The 18,448-nt window shown below is 74.3% G+C and carries 12 protein-coding genes; 9 read left to right on the top strand and 3 right to left on the bottom strand.

From position 1 onward, the window contains the following. Both ACFYO8_RS05230 and ACFYO8_RS05225 read right to left on the bottom strand, forming a co-directional pair. Positions 1-441 (bottom strand): hypothetical protein, encoded by a 441-nt coding sequence (locus tag ACFYO8_RS05230; protein ID WP_354868299.1) that lies wholly within the window; start codon positions 439-441, stop codon positions 1-3. 150 nt (positions 442-591) lie between these two features. Beyond that, the gene (locus ACFYO8_RS05225) at positions 592-1,755 is read right to left on the bottom strand and encodes a peptidoglycan DD-metalloendopeptidase family protein (protein WP_354868301.1); all 1,164 of its coding nucleotides are present in this window, start codon (positions 1,753-1,755) and stop codon (positions 592-594) included. A 180-nt stretch (positions 1,756-1,935) separates the two neighbouring features. Here ACFYO8_RS05225 and ACFYO8_RS05220 point away from each other — a divergent pair, with 180 nt between their 5' ends. From ACFYO8_RS05220 to ACFYO8_RS05185, 8 genes are all read left to right on the top strand, one after another. Further along, the gene (locus ACFYO8_RS05220; RefSeq protein WP_354868304.1) at positions 1,936-2,412 is read left to right on the top strand and encodes a TspO/MBR family protein; all 477 of its coding nucleotides are present in this window, start codon (positions 1,936-1,938) and stop codon (positions 2,410-2,412) included. A gap of 386 nt (positions 2,413-2,798) precedes the next feature. Continuing rightward, entirely contained in the window at positions 2,799-5,672 is a 2,874-nt protein-coding gene (locus ACFYO8_RS05215; RefSeq protein ID WP_354868307.1) for an AAA family ATPase, read from the top strand. Positions 5,673-5,823: 151 nt separating this feature from the next. Continuing rightward, the gene (locus ACFYO8_RS05210) at positions 5,824-6,843 is read left to right on the top strand and encodes a hypothetical protein (RefSeq protein WP_354868309.1); all 1,020 of its coding nucleotides are present in this window, start codon (positions 5,824-5,826) and stop codon (positions 6,841-6,843) included. A gap of 137 nt (positions 6,844-6,980) precedes the next feature. Continuing rightward, positions 6,981-9,257: a TOMM precursor leader peptide-binding protein gene (locus ACFYO8_RS05205; RefSeq protein ID WP_354868312.1), complete on the top strand. Its 2,277-nt coding sequence runs from the start codon at positions 6,981-6,983 to the stop codon at positions 9,255-9,257. An 80-nt stretch (positions 9,258-9,337) separates the two neighbouring features. Then, entirely contained in the window at positions 9,338-10,792 is a 1,455-nt protein-coding gene (locus ACFYO8_RS05200) for a SagB family peptide dehydrogenase (RefSeq protein ID WP_354868315.1), read from the top strand. Further along, the gene (locus tag ACFYO8_RS05195; protein WP_354868317.1) at positions 10,789-11,598 is read left to right on the top strand and encodes an HlyD family efflux transporter periplasmic adaptor subunit; all 810 of its coding nucleotides are present in this window, start codon (positions 10,789-10,791) and stop codon (positions 11,596-11,598) included. The genes ACFYO8_RS05200 and ACFYO8_RS05195 overlap by 4 nt, the downstream gene beginning before the upstream one ends. Then, on the top strand, positions 11,595-13,778 hold the full coding sequence (locus tag ACFYO8_RS05190) for an NHLP family bacteriocin export ABC transporter peptidase/permease/ATPase subunit (protein WP_354868319.1): 2,184 nt from the start codon (positions 11,595-11,597) through the stop codon (positions 13,776-13,778). The genes ACFYO8_RS05195 and ACFYO8_RS05190 overlap by 4 nt, the downstream gene beginning before the upstream one ends. A gap of 24 nt (positions 13,779-13,802) precedes the next feature. Beyond that, positions 13,803-16,835 (top strand): ATP-binding cassette domain-containing protein, encoded by a 3,033-nt coding sequence (locus ACFYO8_RS05185; RefSeq protein ID WP_355094005.1) that lies wholly within the window; start codon positions 13,803-13,805, stop codon positions 16,833-16,835. A gap of 8 nt (positions 16,836-16,843) precedes the next feature. Here ACFYO8_RS05185 and ACFYO8_RS05180 read toward each other — a convergent pair whose 3' ends face one another. After that, complete coding sequence (locus tag ACFYO8_RS05180; RefSeq protein WP_355094004.1) at positions 16,844-17,587, bottom strand: MerR family transcriptional regulator; 744 nt, start codon at positions 17,585-17,587, stop codon at positions 16,844-16,846. A gap of 369 nt (positions 17,588-17,956) precedes the next feature. Here ACFYO8_RS05180 and ACFYO8_RS05175 point away from each other — a divergent pair, with 369 nt between their 5' ends. Beyond that, on the top strand, positions 17,957-18,319 hold the full coding sequence (locus ACFYO8_RS05175; RefSeq protein WP_354868327.1) for a hypothetical protein: 363 nt from the start codon (positions 17,957-17,959) through the stop codon (positions 18,317-18,319). The last annotated feature ends 129 nt before the right edge of the window (positions 18,320-18,448 follow it).

Below are 18,448 nucleotides of genomic sequence, written 5' to 3'. Positions count from 1 at the left end.
TCACTCCTTTGCGGGGCGGCGTACGGTGCCCAGCGCCGCGGCGACGACGGCCCCGAATCCGATCGCCATGAGCGGCATCCCCAGCCCGAAGGGCAGTTCACCGACCCAGTCGATGCTGCTGCGCTCGGGCAGTGAGCCCAGGCTCACCGCGACCACGGCACCGGCGAGGAACATCCCGGCCACCGCCGCGCCGACCGCGAGCTTGGCGGACCCCACGCTCCGGCCGGCCCAGACGCTGGCCAGGATGGCGATCACCAGGCAGAGCACGACCAGCCAGGTCCAGCCGCCCTCGTTCTCCAGGTAGGACCAGCCCGAGTACCACCACTGATGGCGACGGGTGGCGCGGAACCACGGCATCAGGTAGCCGAACAGTGCGGTGACGGTGCCGAACAGGAGCAGCGCGTCGGGACTCGGCCGGTACGAGGGAGGGGAGTCGTCCATGCTTCCGCAAGCTAGCAGCCGTGTTGAAGGGCGGCAGCTCCGGCCGCCACCGCGAGGGATCAGCCGCCGAGGCGTACGTGTCCGTGTCATACGCCGTGCGCGCCGGTGCCGTGTTCGGCACCGGCGCGCACGGCCGACGTGGGGCCGGGGTCAGCACCAGCCGTTTATCGGCCCGTTGACTCCGGTGGACAGGTAGGCGTCGGACACCCAGCTACCGTCGCTGAGCCGGTCCCACAGGGCCGTGGTGCCGTACCGGCCGGTGTGCGAGGTGCCGTTGGCGGAGCAGGAGACGGTGACTGTGGCCCCGTCCGCGATCGAGCCGACGGCGCCGTACCCCGTTCCGGGACCGGACCGCCGGGTCAGGGTGCCGCCGCCGTTGGCGTCGACGACTCCCTGGTTGAAGCCGAGCGCGCCGTAGTTGTAGACGCCGCCGCCCCCGCCGGCGAAGGCGGACCCGTGCCGGGCGCCGCCCTGGTACGCCGCCGCGCCGGCGACGAAGTCCCACTTGCCGACGCCGTGCCCGGCGATCGGGACGTAGGCCGAGTTCTGCCGCAGCCCGAAGTGCACGTGCCGACCGCTGGCGGAGCCGCCGCAGGTGACGTCGGTGCCGGTGTTACCCAGGTATGCGCCCTGGCCCACGGCGGCGCCGTTGACGGAGATGCTGTTCCACAGGTGGTAGTAGTCGGTCGAGTAGCCCCGGTCGTGGATGACCCGGATCCACCCGGTGCACATCGTGTACGCGGTACCGGCCCGGGCGGCGCGGACGACCTGGTCGCCACCGGCGAGGTCGACCGAACTCCACGGCGCGGCGGCGCCGCCCCAGCCGTGCGGCCCGGAGGTGAGCGTCCACGTCTGCCCGACCGCGAACGGCAGCGCCATCCCGGTCCGGAAGTCGCCCCCGGCGTACATCGGGGTGACGGGCGTGCGGAACACCGCCTTCTCGTCCTGGCTCACCAGCGGCGACGCGGCGGCCAGGTCGCCGAACGACGCCTCGCCGTCGAACGCGACGGTCCAGCCCTTCGCATCGGCCCGGGCGAGGAAGACCGACCCGGTGGGGTGTGCGTCCGCGGTCCGGTCCGCGAGCAGCACCGCGGTGCCGAACGCCCACCGGCCGTTCGCGCGGGTGACGGTGACCCGGGTCCGCTCCGCACCCGCCGCTCGGGCGGTGGCGGTGTCGGCCTGGCCGAGAAGCTTCGCGGTCACCGCGTCGGCGACGGGCGCCGGTGCCGGGCGGGGCGCGGCCGAGGCCGGCGTCGGCGCCACGGTCCAGGCGCCGATCGCCGCCAGAGTTAAGGAGAGCACGAGCCGTCGCATGGAGCCTCCTATCGACAAGCATCACTGAAGGGCGAGGTTATCGAAGGGTGTGAAAATTGTCTACGAGTCGCGCGTGCTCCGCTGAAAGATCTGTGCGCCGGGGGGCGTCCGGAAGTGGATCTTCCGACGAAGGTGGCGGGCCTGCGGGTTGATTCGCGGCTGGCCGGGTAGCTGAGCGGTATGCGAGTGCCGACCCTGGTCAAGACCGCGGCGGCGGTGACCGCGACCGCAGCCGCGGGTGCCACCGTCACCTCGTCCGCCACCTCCTCACGCTGGTACCGCGGCCTGCGCAAGCCCGCGTGGCAGCCGCCGCCCACCGCGTTCCCCCTCGTCTGGACCCCGTTGTACGGGCTGATCGCGGTCGCCGGCGCCCGGACGCTGGACCGCTCCGAAGGCCCCGAGCGGGCCTCCTTCGCCCGTGGCTACGCGCTCAACCTGGCGCTCAACGCCGGCTGGTCGGCCCTGTTCTTCGGTGCCCGGAAGCCGGCCGCCGCGCTGGCCGGGATCGCCGCGCTCAACCTGTCCAACCTGGCGCTGCTGCGCCGCGCGGCGCGCGCCGACGGGCCCTCCGGCGCCGCCCTGGCCCCGTACGTGGCGTGGACCCTCTTCGCCACCGCGCTCAACGGCACCATCGTGCGCCTCAATCGCGGCAGGTGAGGCCGGCGTTCCCGCCGGCGGAGCATCCGTTTCCGCTGACTGCGCTCCGCCCGTTTCCGCGGGGCGGGGCGGCCATCCGCGCATTTTCCATTTCGTCTCCCAGGTGCACCCCGGCTCGCCTGGCTGAAATTGGCGGAAGTCGGCGATATCGGGTTCGGGCCGGTTGGTATGGCCGCGCATAATCGTGGCGATATCGGTATCGTTCCGCCCTTGTGGTGACCAGTCCCTTCTGCGGGCTGTGGTGCGGTGTCGTAAAGAATCGGCGTTCCCGCACTTCGGTGAAATAAGGGCCGACCGCATCGGGGCCATGTGACATCGGGCGCCGCTCCGCCGCTATAGTTCGGACCATCCCCTATGAGTGTGCCGGAAAGCGTCTGATCTGCGTGATGACACCTGGGCTGGGAAATGCGTCATCGGGCCCGTGCTTCGCCGGGCGGGAATCGCAGTTGGCGCGTATCGGAAAAGCCCGGGACGCGGCGTTCGGCCAGGGCCGGCAGATGGTGTGTGAAGTGGTCGGCGAGCCGGGTGTCGGCAAGACCCGCCTGGTCCACGAGGCCCTGCGACGATCCGCCCCCGCCGTCGTGTGGGCCGTCGGGACGTGCGCACCGGATGAGCGGGGAGTTCCCTTCCACGTGTTCCGGCACGCCCTCACGAAGGGCCAGCCACCCCGGCGCGGGCTGCGGGCCGGGCGGCCCGCGGAGACCTGGGCGGAGTCCGCCGCGGCGCCACCGGCCCCGGAGCGGGCTTCGGACGTCCGGCGGTTCCGGACCTACCAGGCGGCCCGCCGGCTGATCGGCCTGGCGGCCCGGGACGGACTCGTGCTGGTCCTCGACGACCTGCACTGGGCGGACGCCTCCTCCGCCGGCCTGATCGCCCACCTCCTGCGGTATCCGGTGCCGGCGCCGCTGCTGCTCGTGCTCGTCTACCGCCCGAGGCAGATGGCGACCCCGATGCCGTTCGGCCCGCCGGAATCCGACGAGAACGCCGATCCGGAGCCGACATCCCACGACCGGATCGAACTCTTGCCGCTCAGTCTCGCCGAGGTCGCGCTCCTGCACCCCCACGCCGATCCGGCGGAGCTGCGCGCCCGGTACGACCTGACCGGCGGCAACCCCGCTTACCTGGCGGCGCTTCCGGGCGGACCCGCTCCGGCCGGCGCCGACCCGATCCGTGACGCGCAGGGCGCCCGGCTGCCCGACGCGGCGGTGGCCGCCCTGCGCCGCGAGTGGACCGACCTGCCGCCCGTCGAGCTGGCCTGCCTGCGGGCCGGGGCGATCGTCGACGCGCCCTTCGCCCCGGAGCTGCTGGCCGAGGTCGCGCAGGTGCCGACGGCACAGGCGGTCGAGGCCGGGTGGCGGCTGGCCCGGCTCGACCTGATCCGCCGCGTACCCGGCACCGGGCGGTTCGCGCTCCGGCACCCGGTGCTGCGGATGGCGGTCGCCCAGGACACCGACCCGGCGTGGCGGATGGAGGCCTGCGCGCGGGCGCTCACCGCGCTCGTCGATCTCGGCGCACCCCCCGTGGACCAGGCGCGTTACGCGGAACACCTGCTCGCCCTGCCGAACGGCCGCTGGGCCGAACGCTGCGCCGACGTGCTCTCCCGGGCCGCCCAGGAGATCCGGCGTGAGGCGCCCGACCTGGCCGTCCACTGGCTGCGGCAGGCGCTGCGGGCGCTGCGGCCGACGGCCGGCTCGGCCCAGCGCCGCCGCGACGTGTCACTCGCGCTGGCCCAGATCACCGGTGAGGCGGGCAACCTGGCCGAGAGCCGGGCCCTGCTCCAGGAGATCGTGCCGCTGTTCCCCGCCGACGAGGAGGGACGACGGGCCCGGGCGGTGGCGCTGTGGGCGCGGATGGAACGCCTGCTCGGCAACTACGCGGAGGCGGTGGCGATCAGCCGGCGCGAGCTGGCCGCCCTGCCGGCCGGCACCGGACCCACCGGCGGCTACCGGCTCGCCACCGAGATCGGTGCCGCCGGCATCCTGGCCGGCCGTCCCGTGACCGCGCTGCCCGACGCGCTCGCCGGGGACCCGGGCGGCGAGGGTGTCGACCGGGCCGGCCTCCTGGCCGTACGCAGCCTGGCCGCCGTGCACGACGGCGCGCTCGACGAGGCGCGTGGGCTGCTCGACGCCGGAAGCCGCATCGTCGACTCGCTACCCGACCGGGACCTGCGGGACCACCCCGACTGCCTCACCGCGCTCGGCCTGACCGAGTCGTACCTCGAACGGCCGGCCGACGCGGTGCGGCACCTCGACCGTGGGCTGACGCTCGTCCGCGCCTCGCACCGCGACGACGGTCTGTGCCAGCTCCTGCTCGCGCGCAGCCAGGTGGCCTACCATGCGGGCCTGCTGGGCACGGCCATCGGACTGGCCACCGAGGCGGGCATCGTCGCCCGGCGCATCGGCAGCCACCACCTGCTGAGCTTCGCCCTGGCGTCCGAGGCGGAGGCGACGGCCTGGCGTGGTGGTCCCCGGGACGACGACCGGGCGGTGGCGCTGGCCCGCAGCGCCGTCGGAATCGCCACCGACCCGGCCACCTGGTGCGGCCGTGCCGCGGCGACCGCGCTGGCGACGGCCGCGTTGCTGGCCGGTGACCCGGCGACCTGCGCCGAACTGGTGCGCTCGGCCGGCGGCGACAGCCGGCTGAGCCGCCTCCAGCCCGCCCTCCGGCCGATGTGGCACGAACTGCTCTGCTCCGCCGCGCTCGCCGCGGGCGAGGTGGCCGACGCCGAACGGCAGGCGCGGCTGGCGATGGCCGAGGCGGAGCAGGTGGGCCTGCCCGGGCAGCGGGGCTTCGCCGAGTCGGCATACGGCGAGGTGCTGCTCGCCCGCGGTGAGATCGCGGCGGCGCAGCTCCACCTGGAGACCGCTGCCGACCTGTTCCGTTCCGGCGGCATGGCCCTCCGCCGCAGCCTGGCGCTGGCCTCCCTGGCCCGGGCGGCCGAAGCCGCGGAACAGCCCGGCCCGGCAGCGCGGGCCCGCCGCCGCGCGCTGGAACTGGCCGGATGGTGCGGAACGGAACGGGTCGGCCTGCGACTGGCCCGGCCGGTCGGCCCGCGCGCGACCGCCGCCCTCACCGACCGGGAATGGCACATCGCGCGGCTGACGGCGACCGGAGTCACCAGCCGGCTGATCGGCCGGCAGCTCAACATCAGCCCGCGCACCGTGGAGGCGCACCTGACCCGGATCTACCGCAAGGCCGGCGTCACCTCCCGGTCAGGGCTGGTCGCCTGGGTCGCCCGGCTCGATGACACCGATCGGTGACCGCTGCCCGGACCGGATGACGTCGTTCCGTGCAACGCCCGCGGGCCGGGCAGCACGAGGCCGCGCCGCCACCGGCCGGGGCCGACCCCCGCTCACATACTCGACTGCATCGGGCGCGATTCCCGTGGACCGGTTGTGGATGGAGGACGAGATGCTGGGCAGAAGATCCGTCAGGGGCCCGCGTGTCCTCGCCGTGCCGGCGATGCCGTTCGCCGCCGCCACCGTGGCGCTGCTCGTACTGTCCGGCTGTGGTGGTGAGCCGGTGGACGCGGCGACCCCGGCCCCCGACGGCCCGGCCGCCTTCGGCCGGGACCGGGCCGCGCTGGTGCTCACCGCCTTCGACCAGGCCGACTCGGCCGCCTCGGTGGCCGGCGACGTCGAGACGCTGCGGACCCAGGAGGTCTCGCCCTCGCTCGACCTCAGCATCGCCGCGGTCCGCCGCGCCGCCTACAACCAGCAGACGCAACCGTCGTTCCAGCACATCAACCCGGCGTTCGCGGTGCCGCCCGGCGACCCGTCCTGCTTCCTCGTCACCGCCACCCTCAAGCTGGCCGGCTCGGAACTGGCGCCCACCGACGTCAGCCAGTTCGTGCTCGGCGCGGACGGCCAGTGGAAGCTCAGCCACAACGTCCAGGTCAGCCAGTCCTCGCTGGTGGCCGCCCGGAGCATCGACGGGCGGGCGGCGACGGCGGGCGGCACCGCCCTGGACGAGACCAGCCGGCGGGCTCTCGCCGCCGAGGTCTTCGCGCGCAGCATCGGGTCGACCACCGGCAACCGGTCCCTGGTCGCGTCGAGCCCGCTGCTCGACGGTCAGTTCGCCGGCGGCTGGGAGGTCTACGGGCAGCAACTCGCCGGCGCCGGCGCGGGGGTCCGGCGGACCCTGGACCGGGCCCAGTGGTCGGACTGTGCGGTCACCACGCCGGCCGGCACGCTGACCTTCCTGACGATCCACGCCGCCGACACGCTGCGCCCGGCGCCCGGCGGTCCGCCCACCGTCCAGATGGTGCCGCAGAGTCCGGACCTGATCGCCACCGGCCACCGCACGGCGGTGCGCGGGAAGTCGATCCGGGTCACCCGGGTGGAGACCTTCCTGCTGCTCGTACCGGCGCAGGCCACCGGCACCTCGGTGCTGGGACTCAACGACACCGCGCTGACCGTCACCGCCGGCTGACCGGGCGCCGTCGCGCCGACTGCTGAAACCGGTGGCATCACTCGGGATCGGCACCTCCGAACGCGACGATGGCAGCAACCGTGATCGCCGGCGGGGCCGGCGGGACCACGGTCCGGCCACCAGGCTCGGGAGGAACCATGTGGCGTCCGCGCTTCCGATCGGACTACCTGCCGGTGCGGCTGCCCGACGGCCCGCTCGTGGTGCTGGGGGAGACCCGTAGCCTACTGGTCGACGATCCGGTCGCCGCGGACCTGGCCGACCAGCTCGACGGCGTCGCGCCGCTGGCCGACGTGGTGGCCCGGCTCGCCACCCGGCACCCGGTCGCCGCCGTCGCCGCCGCCCTCGCCCGGCTGCGCGACCACGGCCTGCTGACGTCCGGCCCGGCGCTCACCTCGCCGGCCGAGGCCGCCGGCTGGGACGCCCGGGGTGTCCCGCCCGAGGCGGGGCGGCGGTGGATGGCCGGCGGCCGGGTCACCGTCGTGGACCTCGGGGCACCCCGGGTGGCCGAGACGGCCGACGCGCTGCGTGCCCTCGGGCTCGCCGTGACAGCGGTCGGGCCGGAGTCGGTCGACCCCGGCGCTGACGACGCCCAGGTGCTGGTGCTGCCGTCGTCGATGCTCGACCCCCGCCTCGCGCCGATCAACGACCGTCATCTGGCCGCCGGTCGTGCGTGGACCCTGGCCCGGCCACACGGCAACGTGATCTTCCTCGGCCCGAACCTGGTGCCGGGCCGTACCGGATGCTGGGCCTGCCTGCGGCAACGCTGGCAGGAGAACGAGCAGGTGAACGCCTTCCTCGGCGCCCAGGACCCGGCCGGCCCGCTGCCGCAACCAGGACGGGCGGTCCTGCCCGGACTCGCCACCACGGCCGCCGGCCTGCTCGCCGCCGAACTCGCCGTGCTCGCCGTGCTCGGAACGTCGCCCCGCCTCACCGGCCGGATGGTCGCCCTGGACACCCGGGACCTCAGCACGGAGAGCCACCGGCTGGTACGCCAACCGCAGTGCCCCGCGTGCGGCGACCCGGACCTCGTCCGCAAGGCCGAGCCGCGGATCGACCTGCCGCCGAGCGGCGCCCAGCCCAGCCGGTCCGGGGAGTCCCGCACCCGGGACGCCGCCGAGACGTACGCGGCACTCGCCCACCACGTCAGCCGGTACCTGGGCATGGTGAGCCGGCTGACCCCGCTGGAGGCGACCGACAACGGCGTCACCCACACCTACTCCGCCGGGCACAACTTCGCCCAGCCCAGCCGGCTCGACGGCCTGCGCCGCAACCTGCGCGGGCAGAGCGGCGGCAAGGGCCGGACCGACCTCCAGGCCCGGATGAGCGCGATCGGGGAGGCGGTCGAGCGCTACTGCGGTGTGTGGCGCGGCGACCGTCCGGTGCACCGGGCGGCCTACCGGCAGCTCGGTCCGGACCGCGCGGTGCACCTGCGGGAACTGCTGCTGTTCTCGCAACGGCAGTACGCCGACCGGGACCGGCTCAACCGCTACCTGGGCCACCTGCACCGGGTTCCCCGCCCGTTGCCCGACGACGTGCAGCTGGACTGGACCACCGGCTGGTCGCTGACCCGGCGGCAGCCGCGCGAGCTGCCCGCCGCGTACTGCTGGTACGGCCATCCGGAGCTGACCGGGCTGGGCGTGTGCTCGGCCGACTCGAACGGCTGCGCGGCCGGCGGCAACCTGTCCGAGGCGATCGTGCAGGGCTTCTGCGAACTCGTGGAGCGGGACAGTGTGGCCCTGTGGTGGTACCACAGGTCCCGGATGCCCGGGGTGGACGTCGCCTCGTTCGCCGACCCGTGGGCAGTGGCCTGCGCCGACCACCACGCCGCCGTCCTGAACCGCGAGCTGTGGGCCCTCGACCTCACCGCCGACCTCGGCATACCGGTGTTCGCCGCGGTGTCCCGGCGGGTCGACGGCGGGCCGGAGGACGTCCTGGTGGGCTTCGGCGCGCACCTGGACGCGCGGGTCGCACTGACCCGCGCGCTCACCGAGGTGAACCAGTTCCTGCCCGCCGTCGGCGGACCCGGCTCCGGGCCCAACCGGTACGGCGTCGGCGACCCGGACACCACGCGCTGGTTCGGCACCGTACGGGTCGCCGACCAGCCCTGGCTGTCCCCGGATCCGGCCCGGCCGCCACGCACCCTCGCCGACCACCCGGCGCTGACCACCGGCGACGTGGGCGACGACGTGCGCCGATGCGTACGCCGCGCGGAGCGGGCCGGCCTGGAGGTGATCGTCGTCGACCAGTCCCGCCCGGACGTCGAACTGGCGGTGGTGAAGGTCGTGGTGCCCGGCATGCGGCACTTCTGGCGCCGGCTCGGCCCGGGGCGACTGTGGGACGTGCCGGACCGCCTGGGCCGGAACCCGCTGGCCGCCGACGAGACGTCGGCCAATCCGCTGAACGTGTTCTTCTGACCGGCGCTCCCGGCCCGCCGGGAACGTGGAAGGGATGTGGGGATGGCCACCGTGGCGGATCAGACCGGCCGGCGGACGTCGTGACCGGCGCCGCCGCCGGACCTCCGGTGCAGGAGTCGTACCGGCTGCGCCGGGACGCCGAGCTGCGGCTCGGTGAGGACGGCTCGCTGGTGCTGCGGCAGACCCGCTTCCGGCTCACCCTGGAGCGACCGGGCATGGGCCGGCGAGCGCTGCTGCTGCGGCTCGCCGCCGACTGGGTCGGCGACGTCGAGGTGGGGCGGCTGATCAGCGGCCTGGAGGGGGAGAGCCGGGTGCTGCCGGCGCAGCTGCTGCTGCGCCGGCTGCTCGCCCACTGCTGGCTGGAGCGCCGCGTCCAGGTCGACGACCGGCCGCTGCTCGACCTCGTACCCACCGGCCTGGGCCGGGGCAGCCTGCCGGAGAGCCGGCCGCACACCCCGGGGGTCCGCTACCGGCTCTCCCGCTTCGCGACCCTCCAGCACGAACGGGGAACGCTCGTGGCCGCGTCGTCGCTGAGCACACTCACCGTCGGCTGCGCCGACGCCGCCCTCGGCGCGGTGCTGGCCGCCGCCGTGCCGGGCCTCGGACCCGACACGGTGGCCCGCACGATCGGCGTGTCACCGGAGGCCGCCGGCCGGGTGCTCGACGAGCTGGCCACCGCCCGGATCCTGGTCACCGACGCCGAGTACGACGCGGAGCACGACGACGCGCCACTGGCGTACTGGTCACCGGAGGAGCTGCGCCTGCACCACCGCTCCCGGGCGGGCCGGCACGCGCTGCCGGTGGGCGGCACGTACCGGATGCGGGAGCGCTTCGCGCCGCAGCCGCTGCGCCGCCCGTACGACGGGGACCGGGCGGTCGAGCTGCCGCTGCCCGACCTGGCGACGATCACCAAGGCGGATCCCCCGTTCAGCCAGGTCGTCGCGGACCGGCGCACCGTACGCGAGCACGACGACACGGCGCCGCTGCCGCTGGACCGGCTGGCGGAGTTCCTGTACCGGACGCAGCACACCACCGTCGCCGGTGAGGCCGGCGGGCAGGAGGTGGGCCACCGGCCCTACCCGGGCGGCGGCGGGATCTACGAGCTGGAGATCTATCCGCTGGTCGCGCGCTGCGCCGGGCTCGACCCCGGGCTCTACCACTACGACGCCGTCGGGCACCGGCTGGAGCCGGTCGCCGGCTGGGGCGGGGCCGCCGACCGGCTGCTGGCGTACGCCCGGGCGGCCGGCGCCATGCCCCGGCCGCCGCAGACGGTCCTGGTGGTCACCGCGCGGGTGCAGCGGCTGATGTGGAAGTACGAAGGGATGAGCTACGCCATGATTCTCAAGGACGCTGGTGTGCTGACCCAGCAGATGTACCTCGTCGCCACGGCGATGGGACTGGCGCCGTGCGCTCTCGGCGCCGGGGACTCCCAGGCCTTCGCCGAGCTGTCCGGACTCGATCCACTCGTCGAACCGAGCGTGGCCGACTTCCTGCTCGGCTCCCGCCACCCCGCCGAGGCGGGAGGCCGGCGGTGAAGTTCCGGCGGCAGGCGCTGCGCCAGTTGGAGGCGCCCGAGCAGCTCGACCGGGCGGTCCGGCTGACCACCGTGCCGAACTGGCTGGCCACCGCCGCTCTGCTCATCGTCGTGGTCGCCGCCGGGATCTGGTCGGTGCGTACCGTGGTGCCCCGGACCGTCGAGGCGGCCGGGGTGCTGATCCACTCCAACGGGATATCCGCGCTCGACGCGCTGGACAGCGGTCAGGTCACCAAGGTGTGGGCGGCGCCGCACCAGCGGGTCACGAAGGGCACGCCGCTCTACAGCCTGCGCTCGATGGACGGCAAGGTACGGGTGGAGAACGCGCCGGGTGACGCGTACGTGGTGGCCTGGCTGGTGTCCGAGGGCGAGATCGTCACCCCCGGCACGCACCTGGCCGACCTGGAGCGGCTGGACACCGCCGGGGACGCGTTGCAGGCGGTCGTCTACGCCCCCGCCGTCGCCGCGCCACTGCTGCAACCGGGTGTGCCCGTCGAGGTGGCCGCCGCGGCGGCGCCGCGCAACGTGTTCGGCACCCTGGCCGGTCGGGTGACCACCATCGGCGCCTTCCCGGAGACCGAGGCATCGCTGCGCGCCTTCCTGGGCACCGGGCCGGACGTCCGGCGACTGCTCGCCCGGGGCAGCGTGGTCCGGGTGACAGTCACCCTGGAACCCGACCCGGCCGCGCCGGGTGGCCTGCGCTGGACCAAGTCCCCGCCACCGTTCCAGCTCAACTCGGCCAGCGAGGTCACCGCCTGGTTCACAGTGGACCGGGAACACCCGATCGACTGGTTGCTGGGCCGATGACCGCGCCGACGACAGACGCCACCGCGACGCCGGAGATTCCCCGGATCCGCCGTCGACGGGTCCGTACGCCCACCCTGATCCAGATGGAGGCGGTGGAGTGCGGCGCCGCCGCGCTCGGGATCCTGCTCGCCCACCACGGCCGGCACGTACCCCTGGAGGAGTTGCGCCGGGTGTGCGGGGTGAGCCGGGACGGCTCCACGGCGGCCACCGTGCTGCGGGGCGCCCGCAAGTACGGGATGGTGGCCAAGGGCTTCCAGATGGACCTGGCCGGCCTGGCCACCGTCGCGCTGCCGGCGGTGCTGTTCTGGCGGTTCGAGCACTTCGTGGTGCTGGAAGGGCTCGGCCGCAAGGTCCACATAAACGATCCGGCCACCGGGCCGCGCGCGGTGAGCTGGGAGGAGTTCGACGGCGCCTTCACCGGCGTCGCGCTCACCATGGAGCCGGGTCCGGAGTTCCGGCCGGGCGGCACCCGCTACCGGCTGCTGCGGGCGCTGGCCGAGCGGTGGCGCGGCCCGGGCTCGGCGATCGCGCAGATGCTGCTGCTCGGCCTGCTGATCGCCGTGGTCGGGTTGACCATCCCGGTGATGGCCAAGGTCTTCGTCGACCGGGTGCTGTTGCAGGAGGACCGGGCCGCGTTCGCCGGCCTGGTGGCGGCGGTGGCGGTGGCCACGGTGCTGACCTTCCTGGGCAGCCTGCTCCAGCAGCGCCTGACCGTACGCGCGGAGACGGCGCTCGCCTTGAGCAGCGCCGCCCGGTTCTTCCGGCACCTGCTGCGGCTGCCGCCGGCCTTCTTCGACCAGCGGCAGGCCGCCGACCTCGGCCAGCGGGTCCGGGGCAACGACGTGGTGGCCGAGGTGCTCACCCGCCGGGCGGCCACCACTGTGGTGGACACCGGCCTGGTGCTGGCGTACGGGGCGCTGCTCTGCCAGTACGACCTGCTGCTCGGACTGTGTGCGGCAGTCCTCGCCGGGCTGAACGTCAGCGTGTTGCGTTACGTCGCCTCGACCCGGTCGACGGCCGTCGCGGGGCTCCAGGCGGACCGCAGCAAGATGGTGACCACCGTCTACACCACGCTCCAGATGATCGAGACGGTGAAGGCCGGCGGCGAGGAGGAACGCGCCGTGGCCCGGTTCGCGGCGCGGCACGCCACGGTCGCCTCCCGTCAGCAGCGGCTGGGAGTGCCGACCGCGGTGCTCTCCGTCCTGCCCGCGTTCCTCGCCTCGGGGACCACAGCCGTGCTGCTGGGGCTGGGCAGCCGCCAGGTCGTGGCGGAGGCGATGAGCGTCGGCGTGCTGGTCGGCATGCAGAGCCTGGCCGCCGCGATGAACCGGCCGCTGGGCAACCTGACCGCGCTGGGCTCGCGGATCCAGGACATGAGCGCCGACCTCAACCGGCTGCGTGACGTGGAGCGGTACCCGCTGCCGCCGGCCGAGGACCGGCCCGCGCGGCGGTTGACCCCGCTGGAGGGGCACCTGCGCATCGAGGAGGTCACCTTCGGCTACAACCCGCTCGGCCGTCCCCTGCTGGAGAACTTCAGCCTGGACCTGCCGCCGGGCGCCCGGGTGGCGCTCGTCGGGCGGTCCGGCAGCGGCAAGTCGACGGTGGGCCGGCTGGTCGCCGGGCTCTACCGGCCGTGGACCGGGCGGGTCACGGTGGACGGGCTGGAACGGCCGGGGACCGACGACGGACTGTGGGCGGCCACGGTGGCCATGGTGGACCAGGACCAGCGACTGTTCGAGGGGACGGTCCGGGACAACGTCACCATGTGGGACCTCACCGTCGAGGACGAGGACGTCGTCACCGCGCTGACCGACGCCTGCCTCTACGACGAGGTGGCGGCCCGCCCGGGCGGCCTGGCCGGTCCGGTCCGGGAGAACGCCCGCAACTTCTCCGGCGGGCAGCGGCAGCGGCTCGAGATCGCCCGCGCGCTCGTCCGCAATCCCCGGGTCCTCGTGCTCGACGAGGCCACCAGCGCGCTGGACGCCGAGACCGAACGCCGGATCGACCTGCACCTGCGCCGCCGGGGGGCGACCTGCCTGATCGTGGCGCACCGACTGTCCACGGTCCGCGACTGCGACCTGATCGTCGTGCTGGACGGCGGTCGGGAGGTGGAACGCGGCACCCACGAGCAACTGGTTGCCCGCGACGGCGCGTACGCGCGCCTGGTCCGGGACCACTGACCGCCACGACACGAGGAGACGCTGATGAGCGGCGCGGTGGAAGGTCCCGCGGCGGGTGGCCTGATCGGCTTCTGTGCCGAGGGCGTACGCGAGGTCTGCCGCCTCGACGACCCGGTGGCGGGCTGGCTGGTGACCGGCGGCGAGGCCGACTTGTTCGCGGTACGCCGGACCGGGGTGAACCCGTCCCGCCGGCACCACATCGCCCGGCTGCCCGCGGGCGGCCTGGTGCCGGCCTCCACAGCGATCGGCGTGTGGCAGTTGATCCTGGTGCCGCTGCCCGGCACGGAACTGCGCGCGCTGTCCCGGCAGCACCTGTCCCTGCTGGAGCGGCAGGTCCGGCCCGGCCTTCCGGCGGACGAGGAGGTCTCGCCGCGGGCGCGCGGCGCCGCGACGGAGTTGGTCGCGGCGGTGGACCTGGTGCTCGTCGCCGTCGCCGACGCGCTGCGCCGGGGGCAGGCGCCCCGGGAGGCGTCCACCCTGAGCGGCCACGAGATCGTGTCGCTGGCGCAGGGGAGCACCCTCGTCTCCACCGGCGGCGCCTGGTGGCTGCGCAGCGCCGGCGGGCAGTTGCGCCGCAACGACGGTGGACCGGCGGAGGTGTCGGGGGAGCGCGAGCTGTTGCTGATCGCCGAGCGGGACTGGGTGGTGGCCGAGTCGCCGTGCGCGGTGGAGAGCCACGGCAGCTGGGACCTGCTGGTCACCGGCCAGCTCCGGTCGGCGGTCGACCAGCACGTGGTGCGGCTGCTGCGGCTGGTGGAGACCCGGATCGAGGAGGCCGACGCGGCGCTGCTGAACGGCGTGGAGCGGCGCCGGCAGATCGACGCCGAGATGCTCGCCGCGGCGGCCCGCCGGTCACTCGGGGTGATCGGCGCGGGTGGCGCGCTCGCGGTCCCGGACCCGGAGGCCGGCTTCGACAGGTACGGGCGGGCGGCCTCGGTGCTCCGGGTGGTCACCGAGGGGATGGGCAGCCCGGTAAACGAGCCGACGGACCGCAGCCGCGCGCCGCTTGACGACCGGGCGGCGGTGCGGGCGGTGTCCCGGGTGTCCAGCCTCTTCCTGCGCGAGGTGCGCCTTCCGCAGCGGTGGTGGCGGCGGGACCTGGGGCCGCTGGTGGGGTGGCGGACCGGCGACGACCCGTCGGCCGCCGTCGCGGTGCCGTTGGTGTTCCGCCGGGGGCGCTACCACCACGTCGATCCGGACACCCGGGCGTACGGGCGGGTCGACGCGGCGGTGGCCGCGGCGTTCGCCGCCGAGGCGACCCAGGTGCAGGCGCCGCTGCCGCCGGTCGCCCGGATGCGTCACCTGCTGCGGGCCGGGCTCGTGGGCGCGGCCCGCGACGTGCGCGGGCTGCTGGTGGCCGCCGCCTGCGTGGCGCTGCTGGGCCTGGGCGTGCCGCTGGCCACCGGTGAGGTGCTCGGTCAGTTGGCCCGGCAGGGCGAGGTGGACGGCCTGTTCGGGTTCCTCGCGCTGATGCTCAGCGCCGCGGTGGTCGCGGGACTGGTCGGTGTGACGCAGAACCTGCGGTTGCTGCGGCTGGACGGCCGGTTGCAGTCCGGCGCGCACCTGGCGATCTGGGACCGGCTCATGCGGCTGCCCGCCCGGTTCTTCACCGGGCGCAGCAGCGGTGAGATCGCCAACTCGATGCTGGGGATCTCGTTCGTCGGCGAGGCGCTGAGCGCGTTGCTGCCGCAGCTCGTCTCCGCGGCCGCGACCGTCGTGGTGACCCTCTGCATGCTCCTGGTGGTGGAGCCCGTGCTCGGGTTGTGGGGCGCGGGGATCGTCGCCGTCACCATGCTGACCTTCGGCGCCTTCGCCGTCCTGATCGCCCGTCGGCAGCATGCCGCGCTGCCGGCCGAGCACCGGGCGGCGGCGATGACGAACCAGTTGCTCGGAGGCATCGTCAAGATCAAGGTCGCCGCCGCCGAAGCCCGGGCCCACGCCCGCTGGTCGGAGGTGGCGGCGACCGCCCGGGCAGGGCTGCAACGGGTGCGGCAGAGCCAGGCGGGTCTGGTCGCCTTCGCCACCGCGCTCCCGGTCGCCGGTCAGCTCATCCTGTTCGCCGTGCTGATGGGCCCGCTCTCCGGCCGGGTCTCGCCGACCGACTTCTTCGTCCTCAACGTCGGCTTCGCGATGCTGCTCGGCGCGCTGCTCGTGCTGGTGTCCGCCGGGGTCGAGGTGATCGCGGCGGTGCCCCGGCTGGGCGGCCTGCGGGACATCCTGCGCGCCGACCCCGAGGCCCGGCCGGACCGGGTGGACCCCGGCGAGTTGCGCGGCGAGGTCGCTCTGCACCGGGTCACCTTCGCGTACCAGCCGGACGAGCCGCCGGTGCTCGTCGACATCGACCTGCACGTCCGCCCGGGTGAGTTCGTCGCCGTCGTCGGGCCGAGCGGCTGCGGGAAGTCGACACTGCTGCGGCTGCTTCTCGGCTTCGAACGCCAGCAGCAGGGCGCGGTGCTCTACGACGGCCAGGACCTCTCCGAACTCGACGTCCACGCGGTACGCCGGCAGTGCGGGGTGGTCCTGCAGGACGGCCAGCTCTTCGCCGGCTCGGTACGGGACAACATCTGCGGCGCCGGCAGCTTCCCGCTGGACCAGGTCTGGGAGGCGGCGCGGCTGGCGGGGCTCGCCGACGACCTGGAGGCGTTGCCGATGGGGATGAGCACGATGGTGCCGTTCGGCGGCGGGACGCTCTCCGTCGGGCAGCGCCAGCGGGTGCTGATCGCCCGCGCGCTGGCGCCCCGGCCCCGGATCCTCTTCTTCGACGAGGCGACGAGCGCGCTGGACAACCGGACCCAGGAGATGGTCACCAGGAGCACTGCGGCCCTGGCCGCGACCCGGGTGGTCATCGCCCACCGGCTGTCCACGGTCCGCGCGGCGGACACCATCGTGGTGCTCGAAGCGGGGCGGATCGTTCAGCGGGGCACCTACGACGAGTTGATGGACCAGCCGACCGGGCTGTTCCACCGGCTTGCGCGCCGGCAGCTGGTGGACCAGCCGGAACGCTCCGACGCCGTGGTGGAGAGCCGGCAGCCCGACGGTCAGCCCGCGGCGGGCTGACCGCCCGGTCAGCCGTTGTCGATGACCGCGCCGTCCTCCAGGCACACGTCCGTGTCGAGGTGGTTCTCCAGCAGCTCCGCGACGTGCGCCTCGGCCTGGTTCTCCACCGCGAGCCGGAACGCCTCGGTGAGCACGCCGACCACCCCCTGGGTCAACAGCAGGGTCTCCCGGTCGAGGTCGGCCCAGGACGACCGGCTGCCGCGCGCCAGCTCCGGCGCGAGCGCCAGCAGCCTCGCGGTCACGGCGGCGACCAGCTCGCCGGCGACCGGCCGGAGGCTGTCCAGCACCTCGCTCAGGGTCTGCAACGCCGGCACCGTGCCGACCCGTACCCGATGCAGGTCCAGGGCCGCGCGTAGCGGGCGCGGCCGGGTGGTCCGGACCGTGCCGTCGGCGGCCCGGCCGATCACGCCGTGCCGGGTCAGCGAATGGGCCAGCGCGGGACGCTCGGCGGCCAGGCGTTGCAGCATCGCGGTCAACCCGTCGGGCACCTCGTCACCGGCCCGGACCCCGAGCATGGCCTCGATGGAGACCAGGTTGAAGCCCTGCCGTTGCAGGGTGAGGATCGCGTCCAGCCGACGGACGTGGGAGTCGTCGTAGAGCGCGGCCCGGCCGTGCCGCACCGGTGGGGGCAGCAGCCGCCGGGCCTGGTGGGCGCGGATGTTGCGCGGCGACATGCCGACCTTGCGGGCGAGTTCCTCCACGCTGTACCCGACCGGGCCGCCGGGCGTCGTCGTCACCTCGTCGATGGTCACGGTGGCCTCCGGCAGCGCTCGGTGACGGAACACGGCACCCCGCCGGACCGCTGTCACGGGGGCGGGCCGGCGATCGCAGCCTAGGTGCGTACGCCGCGCGGGTGACAGGCGAGGAATCACTACTTGTTCACACCGATGACAATCATTAGAATCGCCAATCCGTGGCACGCCGATGATTCCCAATTACCCGGCTTTCGCCGCTGCGCGACCCTGTCGCGGCCGCATTCGATGAAATTCCCACTCGCCCGGCCGGATGGAACGGCCCGCGGGCCCACGATGAATCGGAAACCGGTGGCCCGGGCCCTCCCCGCGCTGCCCGCGGCCGTCCCGTGTCACCGCGGACGGCCGACCGTCGAAGGGAGCAGGGGTGTGACAAACGTCGATCGGGCGGTCTTCGTGGCCGCGTACAGCCGGCTGGTCGCCGACGTCTGGGCCGAGCCGGCCAGGGAGCAGGCACTGAACTCCGACCCGCGGGCGTTCCTCGCCGGCTACGGCCTCCATCTGCCCGAACAGGTGCAGGTCCGGGTGGTCCGCGACGTCGCCGACGCCGATCCGGACATCGAGGTCCAGGTCGAGTCGTGGGAGCTGGCGGAGGCCACCGGCGCCTTCGTGCTCTTCGTGCCGTCGTTGCTGCCGGTGGCCGAGGCGGAGCTGGCCGAGGACGAGCTGGACAGCGTGGTCGCCGGCCTGGACTCCAGTTGCGCCTGCTGCTGTCCGTGCTGCTGCACCTGACACCGATGTCTGCCGCCCGCCGGTCGGCACGGCAGATTCTGATGGCACTCAGAGGAAATGCTTGATTGCCTGACCTCCATCTTCCTAGCGTTCTCGCCACAGCAATTAACCGCCGGGCCCGCAGCCCCA

This window comes from Micromonospora sp. NPDC005257 (assembly GCF_042872445.1).
Classification (GTDB): Bacteria; Actinomycetota; Actinomycetes; order Mycobacteriales; family Micromonosporaceae; genus Micromonospora.
The sequence above is the reverse complement of the archived record's forward strand: the minus strand, read 5'-3'. Positions and strand labels throughout refer to the sequence as shown.

Excerpts from the sequence above, each read along its gene's own strand:
- ACFYO8_RS05230 (WP_354868299.1), bottom strand. The coding sequence starts at position 441 with ATGGACGACTCCCCTCCCTCGTACCGGCCGAGTCCCGACGCGCTGCTC.
- ACFYO8_RS05225 (WP_354868301.1), bottom strand. The coding sequence starts at position 1,755 with ATGCGACGGCTCGTGCTCTCCTTAACTCTGGCGGCGATCGGCGCCTGG.
- ACFYO8_RS05220 (WP_354868304.1), top strand. The coding sequence starts at position 1,936 with ATGCGAGTGCCGACCCTGGTCAAGACCGCGGCGGCGGTGACCGCGACC.
- ACFYO8_RS05215 (WP_354868307.1), top strand. The coding sequence starts at position 2,799 with ATGACACCTGGGCTGGGAAATGCGTCATCGGGCCCGTGCTTCGCCGGG.
- ACFYO8_RS05210 (WP_354868309.1), top strand. The coding sequence starts at position 5,824 with ATGCTGGGCAGAAGATCCGTCAGGGGCCCGCGTGTCCTCGCCGTGCCG.
- ACFYO8_RS05205 (WP_354868312.1), top strand. The coding sequence starts at position 6,981 with ATGTGGCGTCCGCGCTTCCGATCGGACTACCTGCCGGTGCGGCTGCCC.
- ACFYO8_RS05190 (WP_354868319.1), top strand. The coding sequence starts at position 11,595 with ATGACCGCGCCGACGACAGACGCCACCGCGACGCCGGAGATTCCCCGG.
- ACFYO8_RS05185 (WP_355094005.1), top strand. The coding sequence starts at position 13,803 with ATGAGCGGCGCGGTGGAAGGTCCCGCGGCGGGTGGCCTGATCGGCTTC.